A 25,757-nucleotide genomic window follows, 5' to 3' on the forward strand; every position below is an offset into this window, starting at 1 on the left:
CTTTTAGGTATAGCGGGTTATTAATTATGAATAATACCCACCCCTGCCTCAAGGAGTATAAAAACTGCTTGGATAGAGGAGTGGTATTCACGACCGATATAACTTTTTAGTGCAAAGCTGAGCACCGATTATGCTGCTGTTCTTATGTCTTTAAAAATTCAAGAAAAAATGTTACTGAATTTTTAAAGTTTATATTTGAATTACATTATCTCATTCTAGGGAAATTTTATGAGATTATTGAAAGGTGTAGACGTCAAGTTGAATTTTACATTTTTTGCTCGTTTCCTTTTTACACTTCTGCTGAAAAAATGTTCTTCCGATTTTTCATCCGATGACTTTCCTCTTCTTCGCCTCCATGGATGACCTCCGCACGATGTAGTAAACGATCTAAAATAGCTGTGGTGATCCCTTGGTCTCCTATTAAATTGCCCCATTCATCTGGACTTTTGTTTGATGTCAAGATAATCGAACTTCGTTCGTACAAATGATTAATCAAATGAAAAAATAGGTTCGCTTCTCTCTGATCCATAGCCATATACATTAAATCATCAATGATCACAAGGTCGGCATTTCTAAGTCTTTTAAGCTGAACTTTAGATTTGTTCAGGTATTCTTCTGATTTTAGAAGCTGCACAAGTTCACCCATTGTGGCGAAATAAACATTGAACCCTCCATAAACAGCCTCGAGTCCAAGTCCAATTGCGATATACGTTTTTCCAATGCCAGGGGGACCGAGAAGGATCAAATTGTATTGTTGCTCGAGCCAGCTTAATTCCCGGAGTTGAGAGAGTTGGCGAGCAGTCAGAACGTTTTGTCCTTTTAGCTCAAACTCATCTAATGACTTCACGAAAGGAAAGCGTGCCCATTTCATTCTTTTCTCAAGGCTTTTCGCTTCACGTTTGGCTAATTCATATCGGGTAATAGACTCTAAAAATTCCAAGTAGGTCCATGATGCTTTTTCAGATTCACGAAGAAGCTGCGGCAGCTCCTCCGCCGTTTCTGCTAGACGGAGTTGACGGAATTGATCTTGTAATTCATGTACCGTCTTGTTCATTATGCTCTACCTCCTAAAATGCTGGTGTACGCATTGAGAGAACGGGTAGAGGCTTTGATATGAGAGTGTTTTGGCGATCTCGTGTAAAAGGATTGTACTTCTTCAGCCGGTTCACCTTGTAATGTATCAAGATGATGAGCGATATCACGAAAATCATTCGCATTGTAAAGCTTCTCTGTCATGCACTTGGTCAAAACAGAATCAACTAACGCTGGATACTGTTGGATTACCTTATAGATAATCGAAAACTGGTCTCGATGATACCTTGGGTATCTTTGACTAATTTCATCTAAATATGCAGCTGCCTGAACCTGATCTTCAAAGTGAGACATGAGGCGTTGCTTAAGCTCCTTAATGCCTTTAAAGCGATCTCGGGTATGGTGGCGGTTTTGAATAAGTTTTCCCTTTTCCGAGCTGATCACATGCTCGGCAATCACTTCACCATTTGCTTCTCTACGTATGACAAGGGTCTTGTGATCTTCTTCCTTCACTTCAATCCAAACAAGGTTCTCACTCATCGTTTGATAAGTCCCGAGAGGGACGGAATAACGGTTAGACTTATACCGGATCGTATTGTCCTTGCTTATACTTCTTGTTATACTTTGGTTATTGGTACTTTCATATGAAAGTAACGAAGAGACTGGCTGTAAGTGTTGCTTTTCGAGGAGAAACACTTCTGCTGGTCTTTTTTTTGTTGTCTGGTGAACCTGATGGTTTCCAGTCCGCTCAAGCCATTGTCTTGCTCGTTCATTCCAATCTTCTATATCACTAAATACACGGCTGTCAGCGAAATTGCCTTTTACGTATTTCACGACATTTTCAATCATACCTTTAGATTCTGGGTCAGCTCTTCTACACAGGTGAATTTTGAAATTACGCTCGTTTACATAGCTTTGAAATTCAGCTGTTAAAAGCAGTTGTCCTGCATTTTCACTCACTGAGATTAAATGATCCTGATCATAGACAATCTCTTCTGTTCGCCCTCCATAGAATTGAAATGCATTTTCGTGACAACGAATCGCATCTCTTGTGGTAAATGGGCGCGCTTGCCATTCCATATATTTATGTCGGGAGCTAGCGAGCACAAAGGCAATAAAGTACAGTTTGATTTCTTTGTTGTTTACTGTTTTCTGTTTTGTTTCTCCCCAGTCTACCTGTAGTTGTTTACCCATGGGTTGTTCAGGAACTGCTTCGTATTGACGGACAATCACCTTTTTATTAATCTGATAGACTTCTCGAATACCTCTCACATATGTTCTTACAGTACTTCCACCGACCACTAGGTCGGGGTATCTCTCTAATAGCCAATCATGTATCTGAGCACTGCTTAGGTGGGGATACTCTTCTAGCCAGGCAAGTATCCAGTCCTTATAGTGATCTAGTTTTTTCTTCTTTCCCAAAGGCTGTTCAGTATAGGCTCTCGCTTCATCGAATGTCATTTCTAAATACTTATAGACAGTCGGTCTTGAGATCTTAAGCTCTTTAGCGATTTGCGCTACTTTAAACTTTCTCTTATGTAATTCCTGAATCTTTATATATAACACTAACTTCTCCTCCAAAACCTTACCCTCCAGTAAAATAACGTCACGATCTATTTTACTAAAGCAGTAGGTTGATTGAGCAAAAGTGTAAAATCCTATCGAGCAAAAAGTGTCAACTTTATTCTAGCGTTTACAAAAGGGATTATTGTAAATAATATCTTTATTTTTTTGCGAATTAATTGCTGAAAAATAACGAAAATAACAGACGAAAGTAAATGAACTGTGTTAAAGTATCTTACCTTTTTAATATAAATATGGATTAAAATGTAATGTTGATAGTATAATAGTTTTGTAAGACAGTGATATTGTGGGCTATCGGGGGTAACCCTGGGGGGGATTTCTCATGACCTCGAAATAATTCTTACAACCCTAACAATCTTAGCAATTTTTAGGTGCTTAAGTTATCTATTGATTCCTACTTGTAAGGGGGAGATGCGAATGGGGAAATTCGTTTATTCTGTAAGGTTAGCTGCTTCATCAGTACTAGAAACATTTTGGGCTGTAGGAGTTAGTTACTGGGTCGGGACGAGATTGTCCCCGATAGTTCACAATTAAGACTGCAGAGAAGGGTCTTTTCTTTTTTAAATGTAATTTATTAGAGTTAATTTGGTTTTTAAAATTGTCCAAATGGCAAAAGGAGACTGCAATATGAATAACGATGAAAGAATGCTCAATGCAGCTATCTCTAATTTTAAAAGTGAAAATGGAATAAAAAAAGATAAAATGGCATTCGATTATTTTACTATTTCACAAATTTTGAAAAATAAGGATATTGATTTTGATTTTGATGATATTGATAATAGCTTAGTAGATAATGGTGGAGATGGAGGTATTGATTCACTTAGCGTATTTATTAATGATAAATTCATAAATTCAGTGGAAGAGCTAGAGGAATTAAAAGGCGAATTTGATTCAAATACATTCCTACATATATATATCATTCAAAACAAAGAACAAAACTCTTTTAAAGAATCAGTTTTCGAAAAATTGATTCCAACTTTTAGGGATATATTTAATTTTTCTTTAAACGATCGAGAACTTGTGAAAGTTTACAATGTATCCTTAGTTGAAAAAATAATATTATTAAGAGAAGCAATCGAATCTGTATTAATACGTAGTAACAATGTTTCTCTTTTTATAAAGTATGCTTGTAAAGGAAATACAAATAATGTATCACCGGGAGTTAAGCATAAGCAAGAATCTTTAAGAACTGTTATTGAAGAAATGATTTCTATACCCAATATTAGTATTGAAATACTAGGTTCCAATGAACTTAGAACTTTATTTGTTGATAGAATTGAAAATGAATTAATTTTAAAATATGACTCACAAATAAGTGCTTCTTCAGGTGAAGGTGAAAGTATTGGATATATAGCCACAGTTAAATTAAAGAATTATTTTGAATTTGTATCTAAGGATAAACGAATTAGAGAAAGTATATTAGAAAGTAATATTAGACACTATCAAGGGAGTGTTTCAGTTAATAGAAAAATGTCGGAAACTTTATTAAATGATAAAGATATTGAATTTTGGTGGCTTAATAATGGTATTTCTATACTAGTCTCGGAAATAATACCCTTACCTAATAACAAGCTGAAATTAAAAGATCCACAGGTTGTTAACGGGTTACAAACAACTTTTTGTATTGCGGACTATATTAGAGATAACGATCCTGAAGAAGAGAGTCGAACAGTCTTGATTAAAATTATTAAAACGACTGATAGTAGAAATATTGATAAAGTTATTTCTTCAACTAATAGTCAAACTGAAGTTAGACCTGCAGATTTAAGAGCAACTGACGACTTGCAAAGGGATATAGAGCAATACTTTTTAAGCCAAGGCTATTATTATGATAGAAGAAAAAACTATTATAAGAACCTAAACAAAGAACGTAATAAGATATTTACAATAGCCAAAACAGCTCAATATATAGAAACTATATTATTTAAAAGGCCACATGCAGCTAGATCAAATCCTACTACTTTATTGAAGAGTGATGATAGCTATAAAAGAATATTTAATAAAGACACTAATATTGAAGCTTATTTAAAATCTTGTATGGTTTATAAGAATATTGATTCTTATATTAAAGAATATGATAAAGACCATGATCCTCTTCATAAGACTTATGGTGCTTCAATGAAACATTTTGCTTTTCATATAATGTTTATTGCTGTAGGTATGACATTATGTAAAAGTAATTTCTCTGCAGATGATTTAGCTAATATAAAAACAGAAGATATTAATATAGAAATTTTGGATCAAGCAATTGCTTTATTAATAACTACCTTGAACAGTTTAAGTGATCGAAAAGAGTTTGAAAATGCAATTAGCTTAGCAAAAGTTAAATCGTTAACTGACGAAATCCTTAAAGAACTTGAAGTTTACTTAAGTACGGGAAAAACTTTAATCAAAGGGTAGTTAAACTAATGTTGGCAATAGGCCAGTCCTTTAAGAACAGTTTAATTTAGTTAACTCATTTATGTGTTGCCACATACACTCTACGCATGTGGAAATTTAAAAGCGATGCAAACAAAATTTGCATCGCTTCTATTTAAAAGACATTAAGTTAAATGCAAAACATTGACTCCTAACTACATGCTAACATTTTGCTAACGAAGTCCAATAAAACCAAGTAAATCAGGGTTAAAGATAGTACACTTGATGCCTGCATAATGCTGATTTAACGGCACTATCTTCTACATTAGTTAAAAATATTACAGGAAACAACTACATGGGCGGCATGATGTAAAACGGCTGGAAAAGCCTTTTTAAACAGCGATCTTACAAAAGAAAGACGTTATTTGACCACAATTTGACCACATTTGATTTGAAAAGACCTCTCAGAATAGTTGAGAGGTCTTTTTCTTATATCTAGAGGTGATTAATATGTGCATAGAGAACCATTATAAAGATCGTGTTGTAACTTTTATTGATATCCTTGGTTTTCGAGAACATGTGAAGCAAACCAAAAGGATTCTAGATCATGAAAATGACTTCATCAAGTACTTGAACTATTTCAGGATTATAATGATCAAGGAATTCTTTCAAAAAAGGAGTTGGGAAAAGAAGTGTCTGTATTTTCCGACTCAATTGTGATTTCTTATCCATTAGATCTAAAGTCGTCATGCTTTTATTTGTTGTTAGACATCATCATCTTCAGTTTTTCGGGGCGTGACAGGCACTTGTCCTTTGGATCTTGAGAGAAATCCATCCCAGGCAAATGATCTTTTGCATTTATTTCAAGTAATCATACCAGCTCATCCATCAATGCTAACAGAGATCCTCTATGTTGAACCATCTCAATACTGTTTACGTTCTGAAGTAATGCTCTGTGAAGACTTTCAGCACTATCGATTAAGTAGTTTATTATCCGAACACATTCTTTCTGTTCTTCAGTAAGTGATTCCATTTTGCTCTTGATTGAATCCGGTGTTGATTCATCCAAAATGAAAAATAACTTTCCGAGCAGACCTACCCAGACATCAGAAACTTGAATTAATCGTTCATTTTTGGAATCAATGAATTTATAATTGTCTAGTTTCCCGCCATTCATAGTGAAAGGTATAACCTCTAATGACGATTCTGCCTCTGCTTCTTCATCAAAATAATGGATGGAATCTTTATATAATGCGCACCGACCGGTTCTTAAACTTGAATATTCCTCAACTAATAAACCTGGTGTGTTATCTTCAATGAAAAACAGTTCTCCTCTACGTCCATTCTCTTTAAGTAGCTGCCGGAAGTTTTCTAAATAGAAGTCGTCATCATCATATGACTGGATAAGATCGCTAAGTTCATAGCAAAAGTCCTTAATATCAGCTTTCACTAAACTCGGATAATCGTATCTATAAAATATAGGCAAGATTTCATCTAAATGGGCTACGACAAATCTATGCCATCTTGCCTTCAGAGCTTGTAACCATTCAAGTCCAAAGTTGAACTGTGGCTGAGTGACAAATAACGAATCTACAATATCCACGATGGAGTAGTACATATTATTTAAGGTAGCATAGTGGACATAGAGGCCACTGCTTTCTAACCATGTAAGGAATTGCTGAATTGGTTTCTTGCCTATTGCAGTCCAGAAATCAGCTCCTCTACCAGCTAAAGTTCTATACTTGATTTCTGGAGCTTTGATTTTCAGTTCATCGTATAATAAGTCCAAATTACACGGGGGGGTAGTTCCTTTAAACAGCACACCACCGAGAATAAAGTCATTAACAATGCCTTCTTCAGCATTCACACCATTATCGGTCAGTCTAAACTTGCGAACGTTTCCGGTCTCATCATAATAGAAGCTATACTTTTCATTAAGTAATCGTATTCCGGATGATGCGCTCCAAATATTTCGATAGTGGTCTAAATCCATGCTACCTACCTCCCCATCCGATCTCTTTGTTAGCTTACCTCCATACTTCTCGATCTTGTTATAAAATATTTTGAATCCTTTATCTGCCTAAAAATGAGCACTAATATCTTAATGATGCCCGTCTAAGATTTTCCTAAATGATAACCATTATGTCAATAAGTTAATAAGTTAAATGGCCTGGCACATATAATTATGCGTTCAAAAGGAAGTAAGGATGATAAAGAAACGAAAAATATCTACCTCATTCTCTTTCTACAAAATAATCCAAAATCCTTCAAAACTATAAAAAGGGAATATCCAGTAAGACCCAGTATTACTGGGTTTTATTTCAACCTTTAAACAGTGCTAAACAGCAACTAACTATGACTCCTACTATATTTCGGGTACCCCCTACAGCAACTTAAATTTGGGTTTGCGTATAAATGCTATTTCATTCTTTATTGTTGTTTCGTAGTTGGAAGTAGTTCGTTAATTCCTTTTTAGTAGCAGTTATATGGCCATTTTATTTTGTTTGTAGAAAAAATATCCTTCTCCTTCTCTTCTAAGAATCCGATGTATTTATTTCAATATTTTCTATAAAATTTGGTAAAATGGGAATAGTTTATATTTCCTAATCTTTTAAATATTTGCTGGTCTTTAAAAATAGAAAAGAAGGTGGATTTAGTATGGAAGAAGAAAGTAAACAGCGTGATTTTTGGGAAGATCTATTTACTGATATGAAGGAAGAGTTTAGTAAATTTAATGAGGATTTTGATAAGAAATTTATTAAACCCAATATTGTCCTTTCTGGTAAAACAGGTGTTGGAAAAAGTACATTAATAAATGGAATTTTTGGTCGTGATTATGCAAAAGAAGGTTCAGGTAAACCTGTGTCCCAATCGTTAGTAGAATATAATTTTCCAGATACACCAATTAATCTTTTTGATACTAGGGGAATTGAATTAGATCCTGCTAAAAGAGAAGAGTCTCGCAAGGACATTATAGGTGAAATAAACAAACGGGCTAATTCTTCAGATGTTGAAGACCATATGCATGTTATGTGGTATTGTATTTCAAATGAGGGCCGTAGAATAGAAGATGTAGAGATTGAATGGATTAAAGACTTTGCAAATTATATGCCTGTCATCATTGTTTTAACTCAAACACTAGATAATAATGAAGTATTCCAAAAAAGCATTGAACAAGAGTGCCCAAATTTAAAAATTTGTAGAATACTAGCTAAGGAGAGGGAGTTGTACGGAGGTATAAAAATTCCTCCACATGGGTTAAAAAATTTAGTTAGTGAGACAATGGAAATTCTCCCTGAAGCAACAGTAAGAGCTTTTACAGCTGCCCAGAAGATTAAAATAGAAGAGAAAATTGACTCTGCAAAAAAGTTAATTCAAGAACGGTTAGACTCCAGAAACCCTTTAAACTATAAGAATCTTGCGCACGCTGCTGATGCCCTCCCAATTGGGTTAGATGTTTTAGGGAAAGGCGCTGTAAATCTTTATATAGCCAAAGATATTATGACTGTTATGGGCATTCCAGTGACAAAGAATTTCTTTGAGTTTGCAAAGGAAGCAAAACCACTTCTTGATTCGATTGTTTTTCCTTTTTTAATATTTGAGGGTAGCAAAGCTGCAGGTAAAATCGCATTCAGATATGGTGGGGAAGAGTTGGGGAAAAGGATACTTTTCTATATTACAAACATATTAGGTAAAACTGTAGGTAAAGGAAATCTGGCTTTATCTCCAGTTGTAGGTTTAATCTTGGGCTCCTTTAATAGAAAAGTGACAGAAAAAATTGCAAATGGCTTTATTGAAGTTTGTTCCGATTTTTTAAGAAGTGAAGTAAATTATAATGAACTTCCAAAAGAGGAGATTCTAGATATTCTTTCAAGGAATATGAAAGAAAAAATGGAGGACATGCAAGAAAGCCTTGAAACAATAGCAGAAGAAGAACTAGCAATAAACAATTAATAGCTGAACATGCTTTTTCAAAATGTGTTTAATTGGAGGATAGCAGTATGGATTATAGGTGCATTAAATGTTCATCTTTAATGGGTTTTAAACATGAATATCCACCTATATCGAATTTTGGAAAAGTCGATTGTCCAGTGGCATTATTTAGTATTAATCCTTCTTTCAATGAATTCAAAAAAAAGGGTAGACGACCGGCCCCATTCAATAGTTGGGATGTTAATAATAGGTGTATTGTTTTTGATGAAAAAATTGATTCACATAAAAAGCAACAAGACAACTATTTCAGCTCAGGAAACTATTATAAAGAGTGGTTTAATCCTGTTGAAGGTTTTCTAAATCTGATAAAATCTGACCTTTGGGGAGAGCTTTCATTTGGTATTAACCACGAAGTACAGAATGTCGTTCATTTGGATATTGTAAAATGTTCAACAACGAAAATTTGGCGCGATCTAAAAGACCCATTCGTCAAGGATAGTTATATTAACAATTGTAAAGAGTTCTTGCTTCCTCAACTATTTCTGCCAAATTTACGTGTAATATTAGTCAATGGGAAAACGGTAAAAGATGTATTATACGGTGTGCTGAAGGATCACTTTATATTTGAACAAGAGGAAGAGTACAGTTACACCTTACATTTATGGACAAGAACAGAGGAAGAGCGGCTTACGGAAATTATGACAGTAAATGATTCTAAGCTAACTCAATTTTCCGTTAATGTTGGCCGTTCAGTTAATGCATGTAAGGAAAGATGGAAAAAAATTAAAAAGGAAGGTTTCAAAGCTCCAACAGTTGTTAATACCACATGGGCCCTTTACCGATATGTAATTTCCAGTAAAGATTCTGATAGAAAATGGCTAGTGGTTGGCACGAGCCAACGAATTTCTCCGGATGATCAAGGAAGGTTTCGTAACAACCATGATAGGGCTAAAGCTGCTGCAAAAATCCAGCAGTGGATCAATGAGTTTACTTACTAAACTATTAGACTGCTAAAATCAAGGCATTAATCAGAAATTAAATCCACTTTAAAATTATAAGGTGGATTTAATTTTGTCAGTTAAATATCTCCTAACACGGCATTTCGTAAATCCCTATTTATTTTGGAGATAAATATTTTTTCCCGCTTTCATATATATAAAATGTTTCTTACTTACGTGTAATAGGAATTCGTTTGTAAAAATAAGAATGAACACAGGAAACTTTGAAAGTTTCATCAAAGTTAAATAGAAAATATAAAAGGAGATCAAGACCTTATGAGTGGAATAACTACATTTGATAGCACTGTTGAAAGTTTATCAGATTTATTAAGTAGTATTAAAGAGTTGAGAACTCAATTACCAGACTTTCAAAGAGGATGGGTATGGGATGACGAGAGAATAAAAAATCTTTTAATTAGTATTTCTCTTTCGTATCCAATAGGATCAGTAATGATGCTTCAAACTGGAAATCCTGATGTAAGATTTGCACCTAGACCAGTTGAGGGAATAACTAACTCGAATCAGGTTGAACCTGAGAGACTCATTCTAGATGGCCAGCAACGATTGACCTCACTTTTTCAATCATTAATCTTAAGAAAACCAGTTAAAACTAGGGATAGTCGGGGAAAAGAAATCCTTCGTCACTATTACATAGATATAGATAAAATAATTGATCCAGATATTGATAGAGAAGAGGCAATTATAAGTGTTCCTGAAGATAAGGTTGTTAAGGGGCCAGGGAACGTTATCATAGCAGATTATTCAGACACATCCAAAGAGTGTGAAGCAGGAATGCTTCCGGTAAGCTTAATCCTACACCCGGCTGAGTTATTAGCTTGGCAAACACAGTACTTTAGCGATGCTAATAAAATTGTTGAAAGGTCGTTTAAATGGGGGAAATTACTTTCTGAGATTTTCCCTAGGTTTACAAACTATCAAACTCCAGTAATTATGCTTAGAAAGCATACTCCTAAAGAAGCGGTATGCCAAGTATTTGAAAATGTTAATACAGGAGGGGTTTCCCTAACTGTATTTGAATTATTAACAGCATCATTTGCTGCAGATAACTTTGAATTAAGGAAAAATTGGGAATCCCAAAAAGCTAGGCTAACAAATACAGGAAATGTGTTCAATAAGATCCTGGCTGACATTAGCAGTACCGATTTATTACAGGCAATTTCACTGCTAACAACTTATAATCGTAGAAAACAAAAATCAACTTCTGCCGTAAGCTGTAAACGGAGAGATATTTTAAAGCTCACTTTAGATGATTATGTTAAATGGGGAGATAAAGTAGTAGATGGGCTTATTGAAGCAGCCAAGTTTCTTCAGGAGCAACATATTTTTTCATCTAGAGATTTACCTTATGGATCGCAATTAATTCCGCTGTCAGCTATTTTTGTTGAATTAGGAAATCAAGCGAACGACCTAAATGTCCGAAACAAACTAGCACGATGGTATTGGAGTGGAGTTTTAGGGGAGCTTTATGGTGGAGGCTCTGAAACAAGGTTTGCTAGAGATCTACCTGAGGTAATTGAATGGATTAATGGTGGTATAGAGCCGAGCACTATTAGAGATGCCAATTTTGCTGCGGAAAGACTTTACTCTCTTCGTACAAGAAATAGTGCTGCATATAAAGGACTACATGTGCTATTAATGAAGGCTGGGGGAAAGGATTTTATTTCTGGAGTACCTATTGATATCCAAACTTATTACGGTGATCAAATTGATATTCATCATATTTTCCCTAGAGCCTATTGTGAAAGAAATAATATAGATAAAAAGCTATATGACTCAATAGTCAATAAAACGCCTCTTTCTTACAGGACAAATAGAATAATCGGCGGAAATGCACCAAGTGCTTATCTTAATAAAATACAACAGCAACGGCAAATTACTGAGAGTGAGCTAAATAACATCTTGAGAACGCATTTAATTGATATTGATTCAATAAGAAACGACGATTTTGATAAATTCTTTGAAACTAGAAGGGCTCAACTAATCCAAATAATTGAAAATGTTATGGGTAAAAAGGTTATTTAACCTTTTTACCTTTGCTGACTATGCTTTTTTGCTTTTTTTAGATATTAATGATTTTATATTCAATAGGAGGATTTTATGACGGCAAACAATGATTCAAAATCTGTTTTAGATAAAACACGAATATTTCCACAACATCAATCCATCTTGTCTATTATACAAATGAAGTTAGCAGATCCTAACGTAAGTTCATTTAAATGGTTAGATATCGGTTGTGGTAAGGGGCAAATATGGCGGCATGATGTAATTAAGGTTTTAAAACCTTGTTATACCAACGTCTAAAATGAATATATGCTTTTCTTGTCCTCGGATTTGTCCTCGTTTTATAAAAAACAAGGCATCCTATGACATAAAAATAACTAAAGGAGAAGGTCTTTCATCAGTTTGCTAGACTGTTGGGAGGCCTTTTCTTCCATATTTGAGGTGATATGGGCGTAAATGTTCATTGTTGTATTGATATCTGTATGACCTAATCGCTGCTGGATTTCTTTAATTCACACCCCGGCTTCTATTAATAAAGAAGTATGAGTATGTCTGAAGGAATGGGGAGTTATGTTTTTTTCTATACCTGATTTCTTCAGCAGTCGTTTGAGCCTAGTTTCAATTACTTTTATTAATTGTGGATGTCCATCATCCCTGGCTAATATAAACCCATTATCATAGTAAATGTGGTTGTTTTTCAATTTAATCTCATTTTGTTTTATCCGGTGCTTTTTTAATAAATTCACTAGGTGTTCATCAATCTTAAGACTTCGGACGGATCCCTTTGTTTTGGGAGTAAGTAATTGGAGCTTTCAAAATTATTATTTGGATTATATAAAGTTTTAGTAACCCTTAAAGTTCCTTTTTTATCGTTTTATTTAAAACCTAAAGACGGAAAAGCAATCGCTTCATATAAAAATACAAGGCTGATGCTACACATAGTGTAAATTTTAACTAACAAAAGGTTATTGTGTTTTTAGGTAGGGTAACCTAATTAAGACTTTTTATAGAAAGGATGATCATCATGGCTATGAACACAACAGAACAATCTCTATCGGTACAACAAGCAATTGAAACACGCCATAGCATTCGCAAATATAAGCAGGAGCCTATTCCTCAGCAAGACCTAAATAAGATTTTTGAGTTGGTCCGCTTATCCCCAAGTGCATGGAACCTTCAACCATGGCGTTTCCATGTAGTGACAGATAACGATCTAAAGGAAAAGTTGGAAGAAGCAGCTTATGGTCAAAAACAAGTAACTTCAGCACCTGCGGTTGTTGTGGTTACAAGTGATATGGAGGATGTACTTGCAAATATTGCTGACACTGTACATCCGGGACTTCCTCCAGAGCGCAAGGAGGAAGAAGTGGTCAATCTGTCAGGATTTTTCAATGGTATGACGGTGGAAGATCGTGCTCAATGGGGATTAACCCAAACAAATATTGCTTTCGGGTTCTTAATGCTTGCCGTACAAGGATATGGATATTCAAGCAACCCTATGCTGGGCTTTGATCAGGATAAAGTAAGAAAGCTCCTGAATCTTTCCGGGCATGTCAAATTGGCAGGCATTCTACCCATTGGTAAAGCAGATTCTGAAGGATATCCGCATCATCGTTTTGACTTAGAAAAAATCGCTACATTCCATTAACTATACAGGATGCACTGGAGGGCTATAAAGTCCTCCTTTTTTATTTCAAGTCATCGACCGTCACGCCACTAAAGAAGTAACGCCAGTCGACTCTTAAATGCCAAATAGTGTGCTTTTATTAACAAGCTAAACAGCCTTGTAGTAGTAAGTACGGAGTACCAGGTTTCTTCAACAAAAGGACTCTGACCCATTGCGTTAGCATAACTGGCCTCCACCCTTGGATAGGCATAACGAAGGAATGAGAGGGCATTGACCCGTTGAAACATGGGATGGAAAGCCTCCCGGGGCGGCGTGGAGATGTACATTATATGGTAGAATATGGAGAAGGAAACTTACTCCTTTATTTAATAATTCCTCCACGTAGCCTAAATGTCCTCAATTCACTTCCTACAGCCAATGGATGATATTCTTGGTGGATGAAATCCTGCGAATAAGCGGGCATTCGGAAGAAATTCGAATTAAACTGAGGGAGTTGAAGAAGAATGGTCTACTGAAGAGGAAAAAGCCCCACTCAATTGAGAAGGGCTTATATTTTATTACATCTAGCCATTGTCCTCCTGTTTGTCCTCCGATGTTTTATATCATATTTAAAATATTAAGTTTAATTTCCTGGAAATGTTGACTTAAAGGCTTTTTTAATACACTATTTCTTTCTATTTTATATGAAAATGAATGGGCGGCATGATGTCCGAAAAGGTGCCTGAACTGATCCGAAATTAAAATTAGAGGCTTCTCATTAGTTGAGCAAACTTTTGAAAAGCTTTTTTTTTTCTGTCTTTGGGAATGTGTAAATAAACCTGTGTTGTAGTTTCATCTTCTGTATGACCAAGTCAATAAAATCAGGAAAATAAAAATGCCTATGGACATTCTTGTGCTTTAGCTAAACAGACGGTCAAGATATGTATGATTATTTAAAAAATGACCACTCCTCTATAACAAGGAAGTGGTCATTATTTTTTTGAAACAAAAATATAGACTTTTTGCTCAAAAGAAACAATGTTCTTTAGTAATGTACGGTGAACCGCACCATAAATAACGGTAAACTCCCAGCATGTTTACTAATTATCCCTAGGACTATTCAAAGAAAAAATCACATGCAGTTTTGGTGATACAGAATATAAAAAGGGTGATACGAAGAGGCTTTACCTCTCGGGCTGATAAAGCTTCATCCATATCTAAAGAAAACGGGCGGAATCAGGTAATCTAAACAAAAAAGCGGCTATCGATAAAAGATAGCCTTTTTTGTTTGAATTTTTTTCTTAAGAATTAGCTTAATTTATATACTCGCAACCGAACCGCCATCAACCCGAAGGTTTACACCATTAATAAAGGAAGCCTGTTCAGAAGCAAGATAAACAACAGCAGATGCTGCTTCATCAACTGTTCCAGGCCGTTTTACTTCGACATGTGGACGGTTTTCCTTTAAAAATTGTTGAGTAGCTTCTTCATAGGTTATATTCAGCTGCTTCGCATTATCTTTTAACAGATTTTCCAGCATGGGTGTCATGATAAATGCTGGTGATACAGTATTCACCAGAATTCCCTGTGCGGCATACGCCTTTGATAAGCTCTTTGAAAAATTGATAATAGCTGCCTTTGAAGCATTATAATGAGGCATAAACGAATCAGGCTGAAGCCCAGATTCCGATGAAATATTAATAATGCGTCCATATCCGGCTTTTTTCATAAAAGGGATAACTGCTTTGGTTACGCGGACCGTCCCAAATACATTTACATCAAAAATATGCTGCCAGGCCTCTATATCCAATGTTTCAAAATCATCAAATCCACTGGCTATTCCTGCATTATTTACGAGTATATCGATTGATTTGAAGCGGTCGATTGCAGAGGAGACCAGATGTTCCACATCAGATTGTTTCGTCAAATCCGCCTGAACGGCAAGCACATTGCCTCCCAGCTTTTCAATTTCCGCTGCTGTTTCTCTTAATGCTCCTTCACCACGGCCACAAATTACAACATTGGTGCCTTCCTTGGCAAACGCTACGGCAATTGCTTTTCCGATACCTTTACTGCCGCCTGTCACGATTGCCGTTTTATCTTTTAATCCCAGGTTCACTTTAGATCAAATCCTTTCTATTGCGTCTATTGCTGATTATATATTAACAATAACTTCTAGTCATAAACAAATGAACTTGCTTATTTCCTGCTCTAATACTCTATAAAAGAGGGAAACCACTAAGATATGGTTTCCCTTTAACATGTTCCGTATTTTAAGGTATATTTTATACTTGCTGAGCAATGACAATGATCATCGCGATTTCTATTTTTTACAATTCAGAGATGGAATGAGAGAAGTGAACTCTTTATACTATAGGAAGCCAGCCAGGGATGCCAGTATAGTACTCCCACATTTTATCAGAAATAGCCAGTTCTTTTTGATCTTTTTTAGATAATGTTGTACGGATTTTGTCTTCTTCACCGGCTTGTACTTTTTGTACCCACTGAGGTTCCATTATCAATTCCCTCCCTAAAGCGATTAAAGGTACACCTGTTTCAAATGCTTTCATCACTTCATCGGGTGTACGCAGCATCCCAACACCCATCACAGGAACACGATCGCCGACACGTTCATGGATCATAACAACTCGGGATGTCTGATCGTTATCATCACGGATTGATCCATTCCAAAAGCCGCCTACAGAAATATGGACATAATCCAGGTCCTGGTCCGCTAACTTGTCCACTAATTGCAACGTGTCTTCCATTGTGATGCCAGGATTCTCTCTTTCTTCAGGCGATAACCGATAGCCGATGATAAAAGGTTTTGTTGCATGGTCTAAAACTGCTTTTTTAACAGCGTCAACTACAGTAAGCGGAAAGGACATACGTTTTTCCAGCGTTCCACCCCACTTGTCAGTTCTACGATTTGAGTGTGGAGAAAAGAATTGCTGAATCAAATACGTATTGGCACCATGGATTTCAACTCCATCATACCCAGCTTCGATTGCTCTTCTGGTTGCTTCACCAAATGCTTTAATCATTTCATCGATTTCGTCTGGTGTCATTTCCCGAGGTACAACGGCATCGTCCCGTTCCGCTGCAATCGCACTCGGAGCAATTGGTTGACGATCGGGCAATTCTTCAGGCGGGCACATTCTGCCACCGTGAAAAATTTGTAAAATCGCCTTTGAACCTTTTTCATGTATAGCTGTCGCCACACGTCTTAAACTAGGGATTAGGGAATCGGAATCTGCACCAAATTCACCCGGGAATCCTTTTCCATTCCTGGTGACGTATGTGCATGCGGTGATTACCGCTCCTACACCACCGGCCCGTTCTTGATAATACGCAACTTCTTCGTCTGATACTTCACCATTCTCATGTGCCGCCGTATTAGTCATGGGTGCCATTGTAATACGGTTCTTTATTTCAACTCCAGAACGGAAGGTAAATGGTTTAAAAGCAGCTTCATATTTTGGATTCATTTTTTTTCTCCTTTTGTTTACATCGAGTGGGTTAAAGGGTTTGCTATTTAGCAAATGGATAACATAGACTGAAAAATTTATAGAGATCCATTAAAAGCTTGCCATAAGGATCGGCGAGTTTTGACCTATTTGAGCTGAGTAATTTCTGCCAATATTTCATAGGAATGGAGGCGTGCCTTATGATCGTAAACCTGGGCGATTGCCATGATTTCATCGGCTTGACTTTCATCCAGAAACTTTTCCAGCTTTTCTTTTACGATTTGAGGACTGCCGACAATCGAAGTTCCTAATTGATTCTCAAGGGCAGCTATTTCATAGTCGCTCGCTATATCATTAATATTATCCACTGGCGGCGGCAATGGGACTTCCTTTCCGCGCATCAAATTCAAGAACTGCTGCTGCAATGTTGTAGCGAGCCGCTCAGCTTCTTGATCTGTGTCGGCCGCAATGATGTTTAGCCCTACCATTGCATGCGGCTTGTCCAGTACTTTAGAAGGCTTAAACGAACGGCGGTACAGCTGGATAGCCGGGAGTGTGTTATGCGGCGAGAAATGGCTCGCAAATGCAAACGGCAGTCCAAGCTCTCCTGCCAGCTGGGCACTGTATCCGCTTGAACCTAACAGCCAAATAGGTATGTTTAATCCCTCACCCGGAATTGCTTTAACATGACTATATCCTTGTGCAAGGGAAGGGTCAAAATAATTCCGGAGCTCAGCCAACTGCTCAGGGAAATCTTCCCCTGAACTTCCCAAGTCACGTCTTAATGCATGTGCGGTAAGCTGATCAGTGCCTGGTGCACGGCCTAAGCCAAGATCAATACGTCCTGGATATAATGATTCCAGAGTACCAAATTGCTCAGCAATAACAAGAGGTGCATGATTCGGCAGCATAATGCCGCCTGAACCTACCCGGATTTTTGATGTACCTGCTGCAACATGGGAAATCACTACCGATGTTGCAGAGCTGGCGATAAATGGCATATTATGATGCTCAGCGAGCCAATATCGGTTATACCCCAGCTTTTCAGCGAGCCGGGCCAGCTCCAAAGTATTGCGAAAAGAATCAGCCGGCGTACTTCCATCTGCAATTGGAGAGAGATCCAGGACCGAGAATGGAATATCCGTAATTTGTTTTATATCATTTTCAGGCATATGCTCATCTTCTTTCTTTAAAAATTTCGGTTCAAACCTATAAAAGAATTTACAGGTTGTTTCTTTGTCTTCTTTTACTGTTTCAATCTAAATCAAATTAATTTAACTGATTTAATATCTGCAGAAAATACATCGTTTATTAGACTAGACACTGTTTAATTTACTGCAGCCTGAGCCAAAATTTCATAAGAGCGCAGCCGTGCCTTATGATCAAAAATCTCTGTATGAGCCATAATTTCATCAGCATCAGTCTTTTCTATTAACTCATGGAGCTGCTGCTTCACACCTGCAGGGTCCCCGATGATGGAAGTGAAAAGCTGTTCTTCAACCGCCCTGCGTTCATTATCGTTCCAAAGCTCGTCCATATTATCAACAGGAGGCAAAATTGGCGAAGGCTGTCCGCGGGTTAACAAAAGAAATTTTTGATACATCGAAGTGGCAAGCCTTTGTGCCTCCTGTTTCTCATCAGCAGCCACCACTTGAACGGCTAACAGTACATAAGGCTCCTCCAAAAATTGAGACGGACGAAAATAATCCCGGTACAGTTTTATGGCCTCCATCATGTTACCTGGAGCAAAATGTCCCGCGAAAGAGAATGGTAACCCAAGTATTCCAGCCAATTGTGCACTATATAACCCTGAACCTAACAGCCAAATTGGCACATTTGTTTTTTCGCCGGGAATGGCGTGAAAGCTAAATGAACCATTCTTAGTGGCTGTTCCTGTACCATAAAGATATGCGATAAGCTCCTCAAGCCGGGCATCAAATTCAGGTTCACCGGCAACCCGCTGCCGCAATACATTTGCTGTATATTGGTCGGTGCCAGGTGCCCGCCCCAATCCAAGGTCGATCCGGCCAGGGAAGAAGGTTTCTAATGTACCAAATTGCTCAGCCACGGAAAGAGGAGAATAATGGGAAAGCAGCATTGCGCCTGATCCAATACGCATTTTTTCCGTGACAGAGGCTACTCGTCCAATTACGATCGGGGATGCTGAACTCGCCATTCCTGCCCAATTATGATGTTCAGCAAGCCAAAACCGTTTATATCCCCACTGCTCTGTTTTCTTTGCTAGATCAAGTGTGTTTTGAAGGGAAAGTTCGGCTGATCCTCCCTCGACAATTGGAGAGGGATCTAGTACTGAAAGTTCTATTTTCTTTGTCATAATTCTTCCTCCTTTATATACAATTTAATTTTTTAAAGCTGGCCTGTACCTTTATGGGTTGGAAAGTGGGGTAAAACAAATTCTCCAAGTTCCTGGATTACTTCCTCTGGAGGGCGCTTGGAAAAATACAGAACAAACGCCAAATGGTTGACACCAATCGCTTGAAATTGATGAAGTAGATCAACTAAGCGGTTTCTTCCCACGGAATAGCCTAAGGGTATGGGGACAGGCATTTCATCGGGATTTTCCGATAAATCGATGAACAAGCTTTGAGAGAAGGGTTTAAAATCTCCTTCAGTTAAAGCACGATAATCCTGGATAAGCTGCGCCTGTTGAGTAATGCTCCTAGGATATTGAAGCCACCCATCCCCATTCCTGGCTATCCAATTGATAGACTGATTGCTAAATCCAGTCACCATGGTCGGAATAGAAGATACAGGCTTTGGGATTAACCTCATATCTGTACCATCGATCAGCCCTCTGTTGCTGTGGATTGTCGGCTGATCCTCTTTTAACAGCTGGTCGAGAATATCGAAATTTTCTTTAAATAACGGACCGCTTTCTTGCTTAGATATCCCTAAAGCTGTAAAATCTTTTTCCCTGTCCCCTGATCCCACTCCCATAATCAATCGGCCTGGAAACAATTGATCGATTGATGCCGCTTCCTTGGCTACCCTGACGGGGTGGCGCAAAGGGAGAACTACACTTCCTGTCACTAACGCAATGTGCTTCGTATAGGCAGCAAGGTATGTCAAATAAATCCATAAATCGTACTTTTGGCCGTTATCATCAATATCCAGATTCTGCATCGTAATATCACGGAGCCATAATGAAGCAAAGCCATATTCCTCAATTTTACGGGCAAGCTCCAGCTGATTCTCCATAATCGGATTTTTAGACATCCTGGCGGTCGGGAGGACAAATCCAAGTGTCATTTTGTCTTTCTGGTACATGCTGTTATAGGCACGATGATTTTGAAAACTCACTCTTGGTCCTCCTTAAAAAGGTTATATTTTTAAGCCTATATACTTTTCAAACTGTTTAACGGTTTCCTCATTGCGTCGATAATAAGTCCATTGTCCGATTCGTTTCATTTCAACCAGACCGCTTTGCAATAGGATAGACAAATACTGGGAGGTAGTGGATTGTGATAGTCCTACTTTGCTGCGAATATCACTAACACAAACCCCGCCATCAAAGCCTTTTTCTTTGATGACATGGGCCTGCGGGGAAAAATTATTATCAGGTTCTTTCAACATTTGCAGAATATTTACTCTTATTTGATTTGACAGAGCTTTGAAAATTTCAACTGCCTGTTCGTCATTTATCATATTTGATTCCCGATTCAACGGTGCCCGCCCCTTTCTGATCTTATTAAAATCTATTTTGCTTGGTATGCGTATAAACTAATCGAACAAAAGGATATTGATAATTTGCGATATCTCTATATTATTTTCCTTTAAACCCAAAATCAAATTTTATGCTTTAGACAGCGCTAGGAAACGGCTTTAAAGGAACTACACAAATTAGCTTAGAGAACAGGTGGAGAGGAGATTCAACGTAAATTATGTGCTGGGACATGGAAGACATGCAATGTTTAAAAAGTATTCTTTTTTGGATTGTGATGCCTGGAAATATTAGAACAGAAAGGCTAATTGACATATTCCACTGCAATGGCGAATTATATGCAATCTAATTTTAAAGCATACCAAAGGAAAGGATAGGTGCCGAATGGGTGCCGATATCGAGATTATTTTATATTGCTCAGTGAATATTCTAGTGGAGAACCAATGTTTCGTTATGTGCTTTAATTAAAGGTTAGATTGTATGATGTTGTGATGTAAAACTCCACAATCTATGGGCGGCATGATGTAATAACGCCTTCAAAGCCTTGATAAGGAATTTGAGAAAGATAAAAGAAGCTTCTCATGAGTTGAACAAACTTGTGGGAAGCTTCTTTTTTATGCTTGTTTGCTGGTATCTAACCATTCTTTGTGTTAAAGTATAATGATCATTCTATCTATGAAGGTGATTTTGTTGAGCCAAAAAAGAGAGAGTTTATTGGAAAACGCTGAGCGGCTATTTTATGAAAATGGTTTTCACGCCATAGGCATGAAGCGAATTATCTCAGAATCAGATGTTGCTTTAATGACGATGTACAACCATTTTGATTCAAAGGAAGACTTAATACTCGAAGTTTTAAAGAGGCGAGAGGAAAGGTACTTTGCTTTTCTAGAAACAAGCCTAAAAGAAGATAGGCATAGGAACAAAGCGTTATCTTTAGCCGAAGCACATATGAACTGGATACTCAAGGATGGATCCAATGGGTGTATGATGCTGCGGGCGAAGGAAGAATACGCTTCTACTAATAAAGAAATTAGTGACACGGTTATTGCACACAAAAAGAACTTAATTTCTTTTTTTCAAGACAGTGGTTTTAATAATAACCAGGCTACAGGTTTAGCCATGTTGTTTGAAGGAGCCGCTGCTTTATCTGAAGTATTAGAACCGAAGGAAGTTTCTAAGGAATTGATCGATACAATTGAAAAGTTATTTCACGAGTAAGCGAAGGTTAATCTTTTCTTACTTATTTTTTTCTCAATAAAATATAATGATCGTTCTATACAAAAGGAGGGCGAAAAAATGTGGAGAATCGTACTGCCAGGTATTGCTATGATTGGTGTAACCTATGCATTTGCGCGATTTAGCTTTGGTTTGTTTTTACCTAATATTGGTCGTTCAATTAATCTTACAGAAAGTAATGCTGGCATCGTAGGTTCAACAGCTTATATAGCGTATACCTTAGCTTTATTAACATCATCGTTCCTTATAAAAAGATTTGGCCAGCTAAAAGTCATTCAATTTTCAGGTCTAAGTGCAGTAGTTGGCTTATTGGGAGTAGGATTGTCACAGAATTTCCTTTTCCTTGCCATGAGCACGTTTATTGCAGGACTGGGCAGCGGGTGGGCATCACCTGCATACAGCCAAGTCGCATCAACATCATTGAACAAGGAAGACAAGGACCGAGGAAATACCTGGATCAATACGGGGACCAGTTTTGGTCTTGTATTATCCGGACCGATAGCCATTCTTTTCACCGATCATTGGAGATTCGCTTTTATTTCATTTGCAATCATTTCTTTAGCCGTACTTGTATGGAATTCATTGAGGATTCCCTATCAGAAACCTGAAATACAGGATGAAAATATAATAAGTATTTCTAACTTCAATGAAGCTAAGTTTTTATTAATTTCATCGATTATAGTTGGTTTTGGTTCGTCCATCTATTGGACGTTTTCCAGAAGCTTTTTAACAGTTCAATACAACATGAGTAATAAGGAGAGTGTGATTTTTTGGGTAGTAATGGGGTTAACTGGGGCGATCGGAGGTTTATCTGGCGGGATAATGAATAGAGCGGGTTTAGCGTTATCCTACAGGTTGGCTCTCTTAATGATGTCTATAGCTATTATTAGTATTACCATTCCATCGATATATGGTGTATACTCATCTGGTTTTTTGTTTGGTATTTCCTATATTTTTGTTACCGGTCTGTTAATTGTTTGGGCCACCCGCATATTTAAATTAGTGCCTCATGTAGGGGTCAGCTTATCATTTCTAGCATTAGGTGTCGGACAATCGATTGGCTCTGCTGCTGCAGGTGAATTGATTAGTATGAGTTCCTACTCAATTGCCTTTATGATCTATTCTCTCGCTTGCCTTATTGGTCTGTTTGTTCCAGTAAAAAAGAAGACTTCTTAGGGTTTCCTTTGCTACTCAAGCCAAATCGCAAACAACAAGAAATTGGTACTGGTTCAATGCCTCTACTGTTGTATTTAATTGACATTAGCAATTAATTCTATTATATTATTTGACAAAGTCAATTAAAATTTAGAGGTGAATAGTTTGTCAAATGTAGAAAGAATAAATGCTGTTCGTCATTTTAATCGATTTATGACAAGACAAATTGGGGCTTTGCGTGAGGGATTATTACATAGCTCTTATTCACTGACAGAGTCGAGGATACTGTTTGAAATTGCTAACAACAACAACCTCACAGCCTCAAAATTAATTCGCGAATTGGGACTGGATGCTGGTTATTTAAGTCGTATATTAGCCCGATTGGAGGAGAAAGGTATTGTATGCAAAGAGCGTTCTACTAAAGATGCCAGACAGCGCATCCTCAAACTGACGTCTGAAGGAAAGAAAGCATTTTCTCAGCTCAATGAACGTTCACACCATGAAATATCTGAACTCCTTAGAGAATTATCTGAAAGTGAACAACAACAATTAATTAATGCTATGTCAACAGTAGAGGGATTGCTCAGCAAGAAGGAAGGCCTTAAATTTTCTGGACCATATTTTTTGCGTAAGCAGGAACCTGGTGATATGGGATGGGTTGTTCAACAACATGGGATTTCCTATTCAAAAGAATATGGATGGGATGAGAGTTTTGAGGCACTTGTCTCTCAAATTGTAGCGGATTTTATAAATAACTATAACCCAAAACGAGAACGCTGCTGGATTGCCGAAATGAATGGGGAAATTGTGGGTTCTATTTTTGTGGTAGAAGGAAATGAAGATACGGCTAAACTTCGTTTACTAATCGTAGACTCAAAGGCTAGAGGGTTGGGGCTGGGTTCACAATTAGTTGAAGAATGTATTAACTTTTCCAGACGGGTTGGCTATAAGAAACTCGTACTATGGACGAATAGTGTCCTTAAAGAAGCTCGGCATATTTATCAGAAAAAGGGATTTAACCTTGTAAATGAAGAAAAGCATCATAGTTTTGGTCAAGATTTAGTTGGAGAAACATGGGAACTGTTACTTTAGAGCAAGGCATCTTCTTTAACAGCTTTAATTAGGAGGGAATGTTTTACCAATCACAACCACAATGTTTATTCATCTTTTTCTTCTTGCGGCATAAACATGCCCTTAAGGCTTCCTCAGCCCGTGCATGTAAATTTAACAACTGATGATAAGAGCATTTCTTTGTAATGAGAAATGCTTTTTAATTTTGCCAAAAATAAAAAATATAATAAATAGTAATAATGTAATTAAATCGATATTAATTTATTGTAAAACGATAAATTAGGTGTTAAAGTCATTTTATTATAAAGTCAGTGAGGTGTATTTTTGTGAAACAAGTTACGACCTTCTTTCTAAAGTTAGCTGTTATTTTTATCGGAATCCCAGTTCTTGCATTGTGTATATTTTTGGTGCCTAAGTTTGGGAATTTTGCAGGAGAATTATATCCTGATATTGCTTTTATGAAATCTCTCGTTTTAATCGATATGTACGCGGCAGCGATACCTTTTTACTTCGCTCTGTATCAAGCTTTTAAACTTCTTAGCTATATTGATAAGAGCCAAGCTTTCTCGGAATTATCGGTAAAGGCTTTAAAGAAGATAAAATATTGTGCCATCACAATCAGTGCTTTGTACCTGCTAGGTATGCCACTCTACTATCTCGTGGCGAAAAGAGTTGACCCTCCAAGTATCATGCCAATCGGTTTGGTTATTATTTTCTCTTCTATGGTTATCGCCGTTTTTGCTGCTGTTCTCCAAAGTCTTTTACAAGAAGCTATTAATATTAAATCAGAAAATGATTTAACGGTTTAAGGTGTGGAAAATGGCAATTATTATTAATATTGATGTTATGTTAGCAAAACGAAAAATGAGCGTAACGGAGCTTGCAGAGAGGGTTGGAATTACTATGGCGAATATTTCCATTCTGAAAAATGGGAAAGCAAAAGCGGTTCGTTTTTCAACATTAGAAGCGATATGTAAGACGTTGGATTGTCAGCCAGGTGATATTTTGGAATACAAAAGCGACGAAGCCACTCATTAACAACAGACAACAAATTTGTTTAAAGAGTTTTTTCGGATAAAGAAAAATAGACCATCAAATAGATTGCCATTTGATGGTCATTTTTATATGCATTTTTAAGTTTTATGAAAGAACCAATTACCTAAGGAATTGGTTTTTTGTCGTTGTTTATGTTGCCTTATCTTCCAATTGCCGCTTGGCTCTGATAAACGCAATAAATTGCTGCAGTTCTTCTTTAGAAAGGGAGAGGCCATCGACAGACAGATTTAAAGCAGACAGATCCGTTAATTCCATGCATGGGACAGATGAATCCTCATCCAACTGAGGATCTTGGTGATCGACTCTGCCGAGAATGTAATCAGTGGAGGTGTCAAATAAGTCAGCTATTAATGCGATGGCTTCCAATGAAGGGCGGCGGTGCCCCGATTCGTAGCCTGCATATGTACTTTTGGCAATGCCGAGCCGATCAGCCGTATACTGCAGCGACCATCCTTTGCTCTTCCGTAATGTCGTTAATCGATTTAATATCATCTTTTAACTCCCCTTTAGTCTCCCTTCATTATATCATAGACGAAGATAAAATGTACGCGAATCGA

Annotated in this window: 22 protein-coding genes; 11 read left to right on the top strand and 11 right to left on the bottom strand. The window is 37.2% G+C overall.

Going from position 1 to position 25,757, the window contains the following annotated elements; translation table 11 throughout:
• Nucleotides 1-289: 289 nt before the first annotated feature.
• Together istB and istA are read right to left on the bottom strand one after the other, a co-directional pair.
• Nucleotides 290-1,054 carry an IS21-like element IS643 family helper ATPase IstB gene (istB, locus tag QNH15_RS01510; RefSeq protein ID WP_283892038.1) on the bottom strand — a complete coding sequence of 255 codons (765 nt, stop codon included), beginning with the start codon at nt 1,052-1,054 and terminating at the stop codon, nt 290-292.
• On the bottom strand, nt 1,054-2,598 hold the full coding sequence (gene istA / locus QNH15_RS01515) for an IS21 family transposase (RefSeq protein WP_283895387.1): 1,545 nt from the start codon (nt 2,596-2,598) through the stop codon (nt 1,054-1,056). The genes istB and istA overlap by 1 nt, the downstream gene beginning before the upstream one ends.
• Before the next feature lie 645 nt (nt 2,599-3,243).
• Between istA and QNH15_RS01520 the strand changes: the two genes are divergently transcribed.
• Entirely contained in the window at nt 3,244-5,016 is a 1,773-nt protein-coding gene (locus tag QNH15_RS01520) for an AIPR family protein (protein ID WP_283892039.1), read from the top strand.
• Nucleotides 5,017-5,845: 829 nt separating this feature from the next.
• On the opposite strand, the gene QNH15_RS01525 is transcribed toward QNH15_RS01520, so the two are convergent.
• Nucleotides 5,846-6,967, bottom strand: a complete 1,122-nt coding sequence (locus QNH15_RS01525) for a DUF3800 domain-containing protein (protein ID WP_283892040.1) — start codon at nt 6,965-6,967, stop codon at nt 5,846-5,848.
• A 665-nt stretch (nt 6,968-7,632) separates the two neighbouring features.
• Here QNH15_RS01525 and QNH15_RS01530 point away from each other — a divergent pair.
• The 4 genes from QNH15_RS01530 (at nt 7,633) to QNH15_RS01545 (ending at nt 12,227) form a co-directional block, all read left to right on the top strand.
• Nucleotides 7,633-8,928, top strand: a complete 1,296-nt coding sequence (locus tag QNH15_RS01530) for a GTPase (protein ID WP_283892041.1) — start codon at nt 7,633-7,635, stop codon at nt 8,926-8,928.
• Between the two features lie 47 nt (nt 8,929-8,975).
• A complete protein-coding gene (locus QNH15_RS01535; protein ID WP_283892042.1) occupies nt 8,976-9,905 on the top strand; it encodes a hypothetical protein in 930 nt (309 codons plus the stop codon).
• A gap of 276 nt (nt 9,906-10,181) precedes the next feature.
• Entirely contained in the window at nt 10,182-11,948 is a 1,767-nt protein-coding gene (locus tag QNH15_RS01540; RefSeq protein ID WP_283892044.1) for a DUF262 domain-containing protein, read from the top strand.
• Nucleotides 11,949-12,023: 75 nt separating this feature from the next.
• The gene (locus QNH15_RS01545) at nt 12,024-12,227 is read left to right on the top strand and encodes a hypothetical protein (protein WP_283892045.1); all 204 of its coding nucleotides are present in this window, start codon (nt 12,024-12,026) and stop codon (nt 12,225-12,227) included.
• Between the two features lie 212 nt (nt 12,228-12,439).
• On the opposite strand, the gene QNH15_RS01550 is transcribed toward QNH15_RS01545, so the two are convergent.
• Nucleotides 12,440-12,673, bottom strand: coding sequence for a tyrosine-type recombinase/integrase (locus tag QNH15_RS01550; protein WP_283892046.1), 234 nt, complete (start codon nt 12,671-12,673; stop codon nt 12,440-12,442).
• A gap of 278 nt (nt 12,674-12,951) precedes the next feature.
• On the opposite strand from QNH15_RS01550, the gene QNH15_RS01555 reads away from it, so the two are divergent.
• Complete coding sequence (locus QNH15_RS01555; protein WP_283892047.1) at nt 12,952-13,575, top strand: nitroreductase family protein; 624 nt, start codon at nt 12,952-12,954, stop codon at nt 13,573-13,575.
• 1,276 nt (nt 13,576-14,851) lie between these two features.
• On the opposite strand, the gene QNH15_RS01560 is transcribed toward QNH15_RS01555, so the two are convergent.
• From QNH15_RS01560 to QNH15_RS01585, 6 genes are all read right to left on the bottom strand, one after another.
• Nucleotides 14,852-15,652, bottom strand: coding sequence for an SDR family NAD(P)-dependent oxidoreductase (locus tag QNH15_RS01560; RefSeq protein ID WP_283892049.1), 801 nt, complete (start codon nt 15,650-15,652; stop codon nt 14,852-14,854).
• 247 nt (nt 15,653-15,899) lie between these two features.
• Nucleotides 15,900-17,021 carry an NADH-dependent flavin oxidoreductase gene (locus tag QNH15_RS01565; protein ID WP_283892051.1) on the bottom strand — a complete coding sequence of 374 codons (1,122 nt, stop codon included), beginning with the start codon at nt 17,019-17,021 and terminating at the stop codon, nt 15,900-15,902.
• A gap of 125 nt (nt 17,022-17,146) precedes the next feature.
• On the bottom strand, nt 17,147-18,172 hold the full coding sequence (locus tag QNH15_RS01570; RefSeq protein ID WP_283892052.1) for an LLM class flavin-dependent oxidoreductase: 1,026 nt from the start codon (nt 18,170-18,172) through the stop codon (nt 17,147-17,149).
• A 155-nt stretch (nt 18,173-18,327) separates the two neighbouring features.
• Nucleotides 18,328-19,335 (bottom strand): LLM class flavin-dependent oxidoreductase, encoded by a 1,008-nt coding sequence (locus QNH15_RS01575; protein WP_053356064.1) that lies wholly within the window; start codon nt 19,333-19,335, stop codon nt 18,328-18,330.
• Between the two features lie 32 nt (nt 19,336-19,367).
• Nucleotides 19,368-20,321 carry a TIGR03571 family LLM class oxidoreductase gene (locus tag QNH15_RS01580; protein ID WP_283892053.1) on the bottom strand — a complete coding sequence of 318 codons (954 nt, stop codon included), beginning with the start codon at nt 20,319-20,321 and terminating at the stop codon, nt 19,368-19,370.
• A gap of 21 nt (nt 20,322-20,342) precedes the next feature.
• The gene (locus QNH15_RS01585; protein WP_040375796.1) at nt 20,343-20,666 is read right to left on the bottom strand and encodes an ArsR/SmtB family transcription factor; all 324 of its coding nucleotides are present in this window, start codon (nt 20,664-20,666) and stop codon (nt 20,343-20,345) included.
• Between the two features lie 706 nt (nt 20,667-21,372).
• Between QNH15_RS01585 and QNH15_RS01590 the strand changes: the two genes are divergently transcribed.
• From QNH15_RS01590 to QNH15_RS01610, 5 genes are all read left to right on the top strand, one after another.
• Nucleotides 21,373-21,900 carry a TetR/AcrR family transcriptional regulator gene (locus tag QNH15_RS01590; RefSeq protein WP_283892054.1) on the top strand — a complete coding sequence of 176 codons (528 nt, stop codon included), beginning with the start codon at nt 21,373-21,375 and terminating at the stop codon, nt 21,898-21,900.
• A gap of 78 nt (nt 21,901-21,978) precedes the next feature.
• The gene (locus tag QNH15_RS01595; protein ID WP_283892056.1) at nt 21,979-23,094 is read left to right on the top strand and encodes an MFS transporter; all 1,116 of its coding nucleotides are present in this window, start codon (nt 21,979-21,981) and stop codon (nt 23,092-23,094) included.
• Nucleotides 23,095-23,238: 144 nt separating this feature from the next.
• Nucleotides 23,239-24,165, top strand: coding sequence for a bifunctional helix-turn-helix transcriptional regulator/GNAT family N-acetyltransferase (locus QNH15_RS01600; RefSeq protein WP_430667115.1), 927 nt, complete (start codon nt 23,239-23,241; stop codon nt 24,163-24,165).
• A 305-nt stretch (nt 24,166-24,470) separates the two neighbouring features.
• Nucleotides 24,471-24,953, top strand: coding sequence for a DUF2975 domain-containing protein (locus QNH15_RS01605; protein WP_283892058.1), 483 nt, complete (start codon nt 24,471-24,473; stop codon nt 24,951-24,953).
• A 10-nt stretch (nt 24,954-24,963) separates the two neighbouring features.
• On the top strand, nt 24,964-25,182 hold the full coding sequence (locus tag QNH15_RS01610; RefSeq protein ID WP_129478321.1) for a helix-turn-helix domain-containing protein: 219 nt from the start codon (nt 24,964-24,966) through the stop codon (nt 25,180-25,182).
• 147 nt (nt 25,183-25,329) lie between these two features.
• Here QNH15_RS01610 and QNH15_RS01615 read toward each other — a convergent pair whose 3' ends face one another.
• On the bottom strand, nt 25,330-25,692 hold the full coding sequence (locus QNH15_RS01615) for a helix-turn-helix domain-containing protein (RefSeq protein WP_283892060.1): 363 nt from the start codon (nt 25,690-25,692) through the stop codon (nt 25,330-25,332).
• Nucleotides 25,693-25,757: the final 65 nt, after the last annotated feature.

This window comes from Fictibacillus enclensis, assembly GCF_030123385.1.
GTDB classification, from domain to species: Bacteria; Bacillota; Bacilli; order Bacillales; family Fictibacillaceae; genus Fictibacillus_C; species Fictibacillus_C enclensis.

Coding starts and splice junctions, on each gene's coding strand:
- istB (WP_283892038.1), bottom strand. CDS start 1,054: ATGAACAAGACGGTACATGAATTACAAGATCAATTCCGTCAACTCCGT.
- QNH15_RS01520 (WP_283892039.1), top strand. CDS start 3,244: ATGAATAACGATGAAAGAATGCTCAATGCAGCTATCTCTAATTTTAAA.
- QNH15_RS01525 (WP_283892040.1), bottom strand. CDS start 6,967: ATGGATTTAGACCACTATCGAAATATTTGGAGCGCATCATCCGGAATA.
- QNH15_RS01530 (WP_283892041.1), top strand. CDS start 7,633: ATGGAAGAAGAAAGTAAACAGCGTGATTTTTGGGAAGATCTATTTACT.
- QNH15_RS01535 (WP_283892042.1), top strand. CDS start 8,976: ATGGATTATAGGTGCATTAAATGTTCATCTTTAATGGGTTTTAAACAT.
- QNH15_RS01540 (WP_283892044.1), top strand. CDS start 10,182: ATGAGTGGAATAACTACATTTGATAGCACTGTTGAAAGTTTATCAGAT.
- QNH15_RS01545 (WP_283892045.1), top strand. CDS start 12,024: ATGACGGCAAACAATGATTCAAAATCTGTTTTAGATAAAACACGAATA.
- QNH15_RS01555 (WP_283892047.1), top strand. CDS start 12,952: ATGGCTATGAACACAACAGAACAATCTCTATCGGTACAACAAGCAATT.
- QNH15_RS01565 (WP_283892051.1), bottom strand. CDS start 17,021: ATGAATCCAAAATATGAAGCTGCTTTTAAACCATTTACCTTCCGTTCT.
- QNH15_RS01570 (WP_283892052.1), bottom strand. CDS start 18,172: ATGCCTGAAAATGATATAAAACAAATTACGGATATTCCATTCTCGGTC.
- QNH15_RS01575 (WP_053356064.1), bottom strand. CDS start 19,335: ATGACAAAGAAAATAGAACTTTCAGTACTAGATCCCTCTCCAATTGTC.
- QNH15_RS01585 (WP_040375796.1), bottom strand. CDS start 20,666: ATGATAAATGACGAACAGGCAGTTGAAATTTTCAAAGCTCTGTCAAAT.
- QNH15_RS01595 (WP_283892056.1), top strand. CDS start 21,979: ATGTGGAGAATCGTACTGCCAGGTATTGCTATGATTGGTGTAACCTAT.
- QNH15_RS01610 (WP_129478321.1), top strand. CDS start 24,964: ATGGCAATTATTATTAATATTGATGTTATGTTAGCAAAACGAAAAATG.
- QNH15_RS01615 (WP_283892060.1), bottom strand. CDS start 25,692: ATGATATTAAATCGATTAACGACATTACGGAAGAGCAAAGGATGGTCG.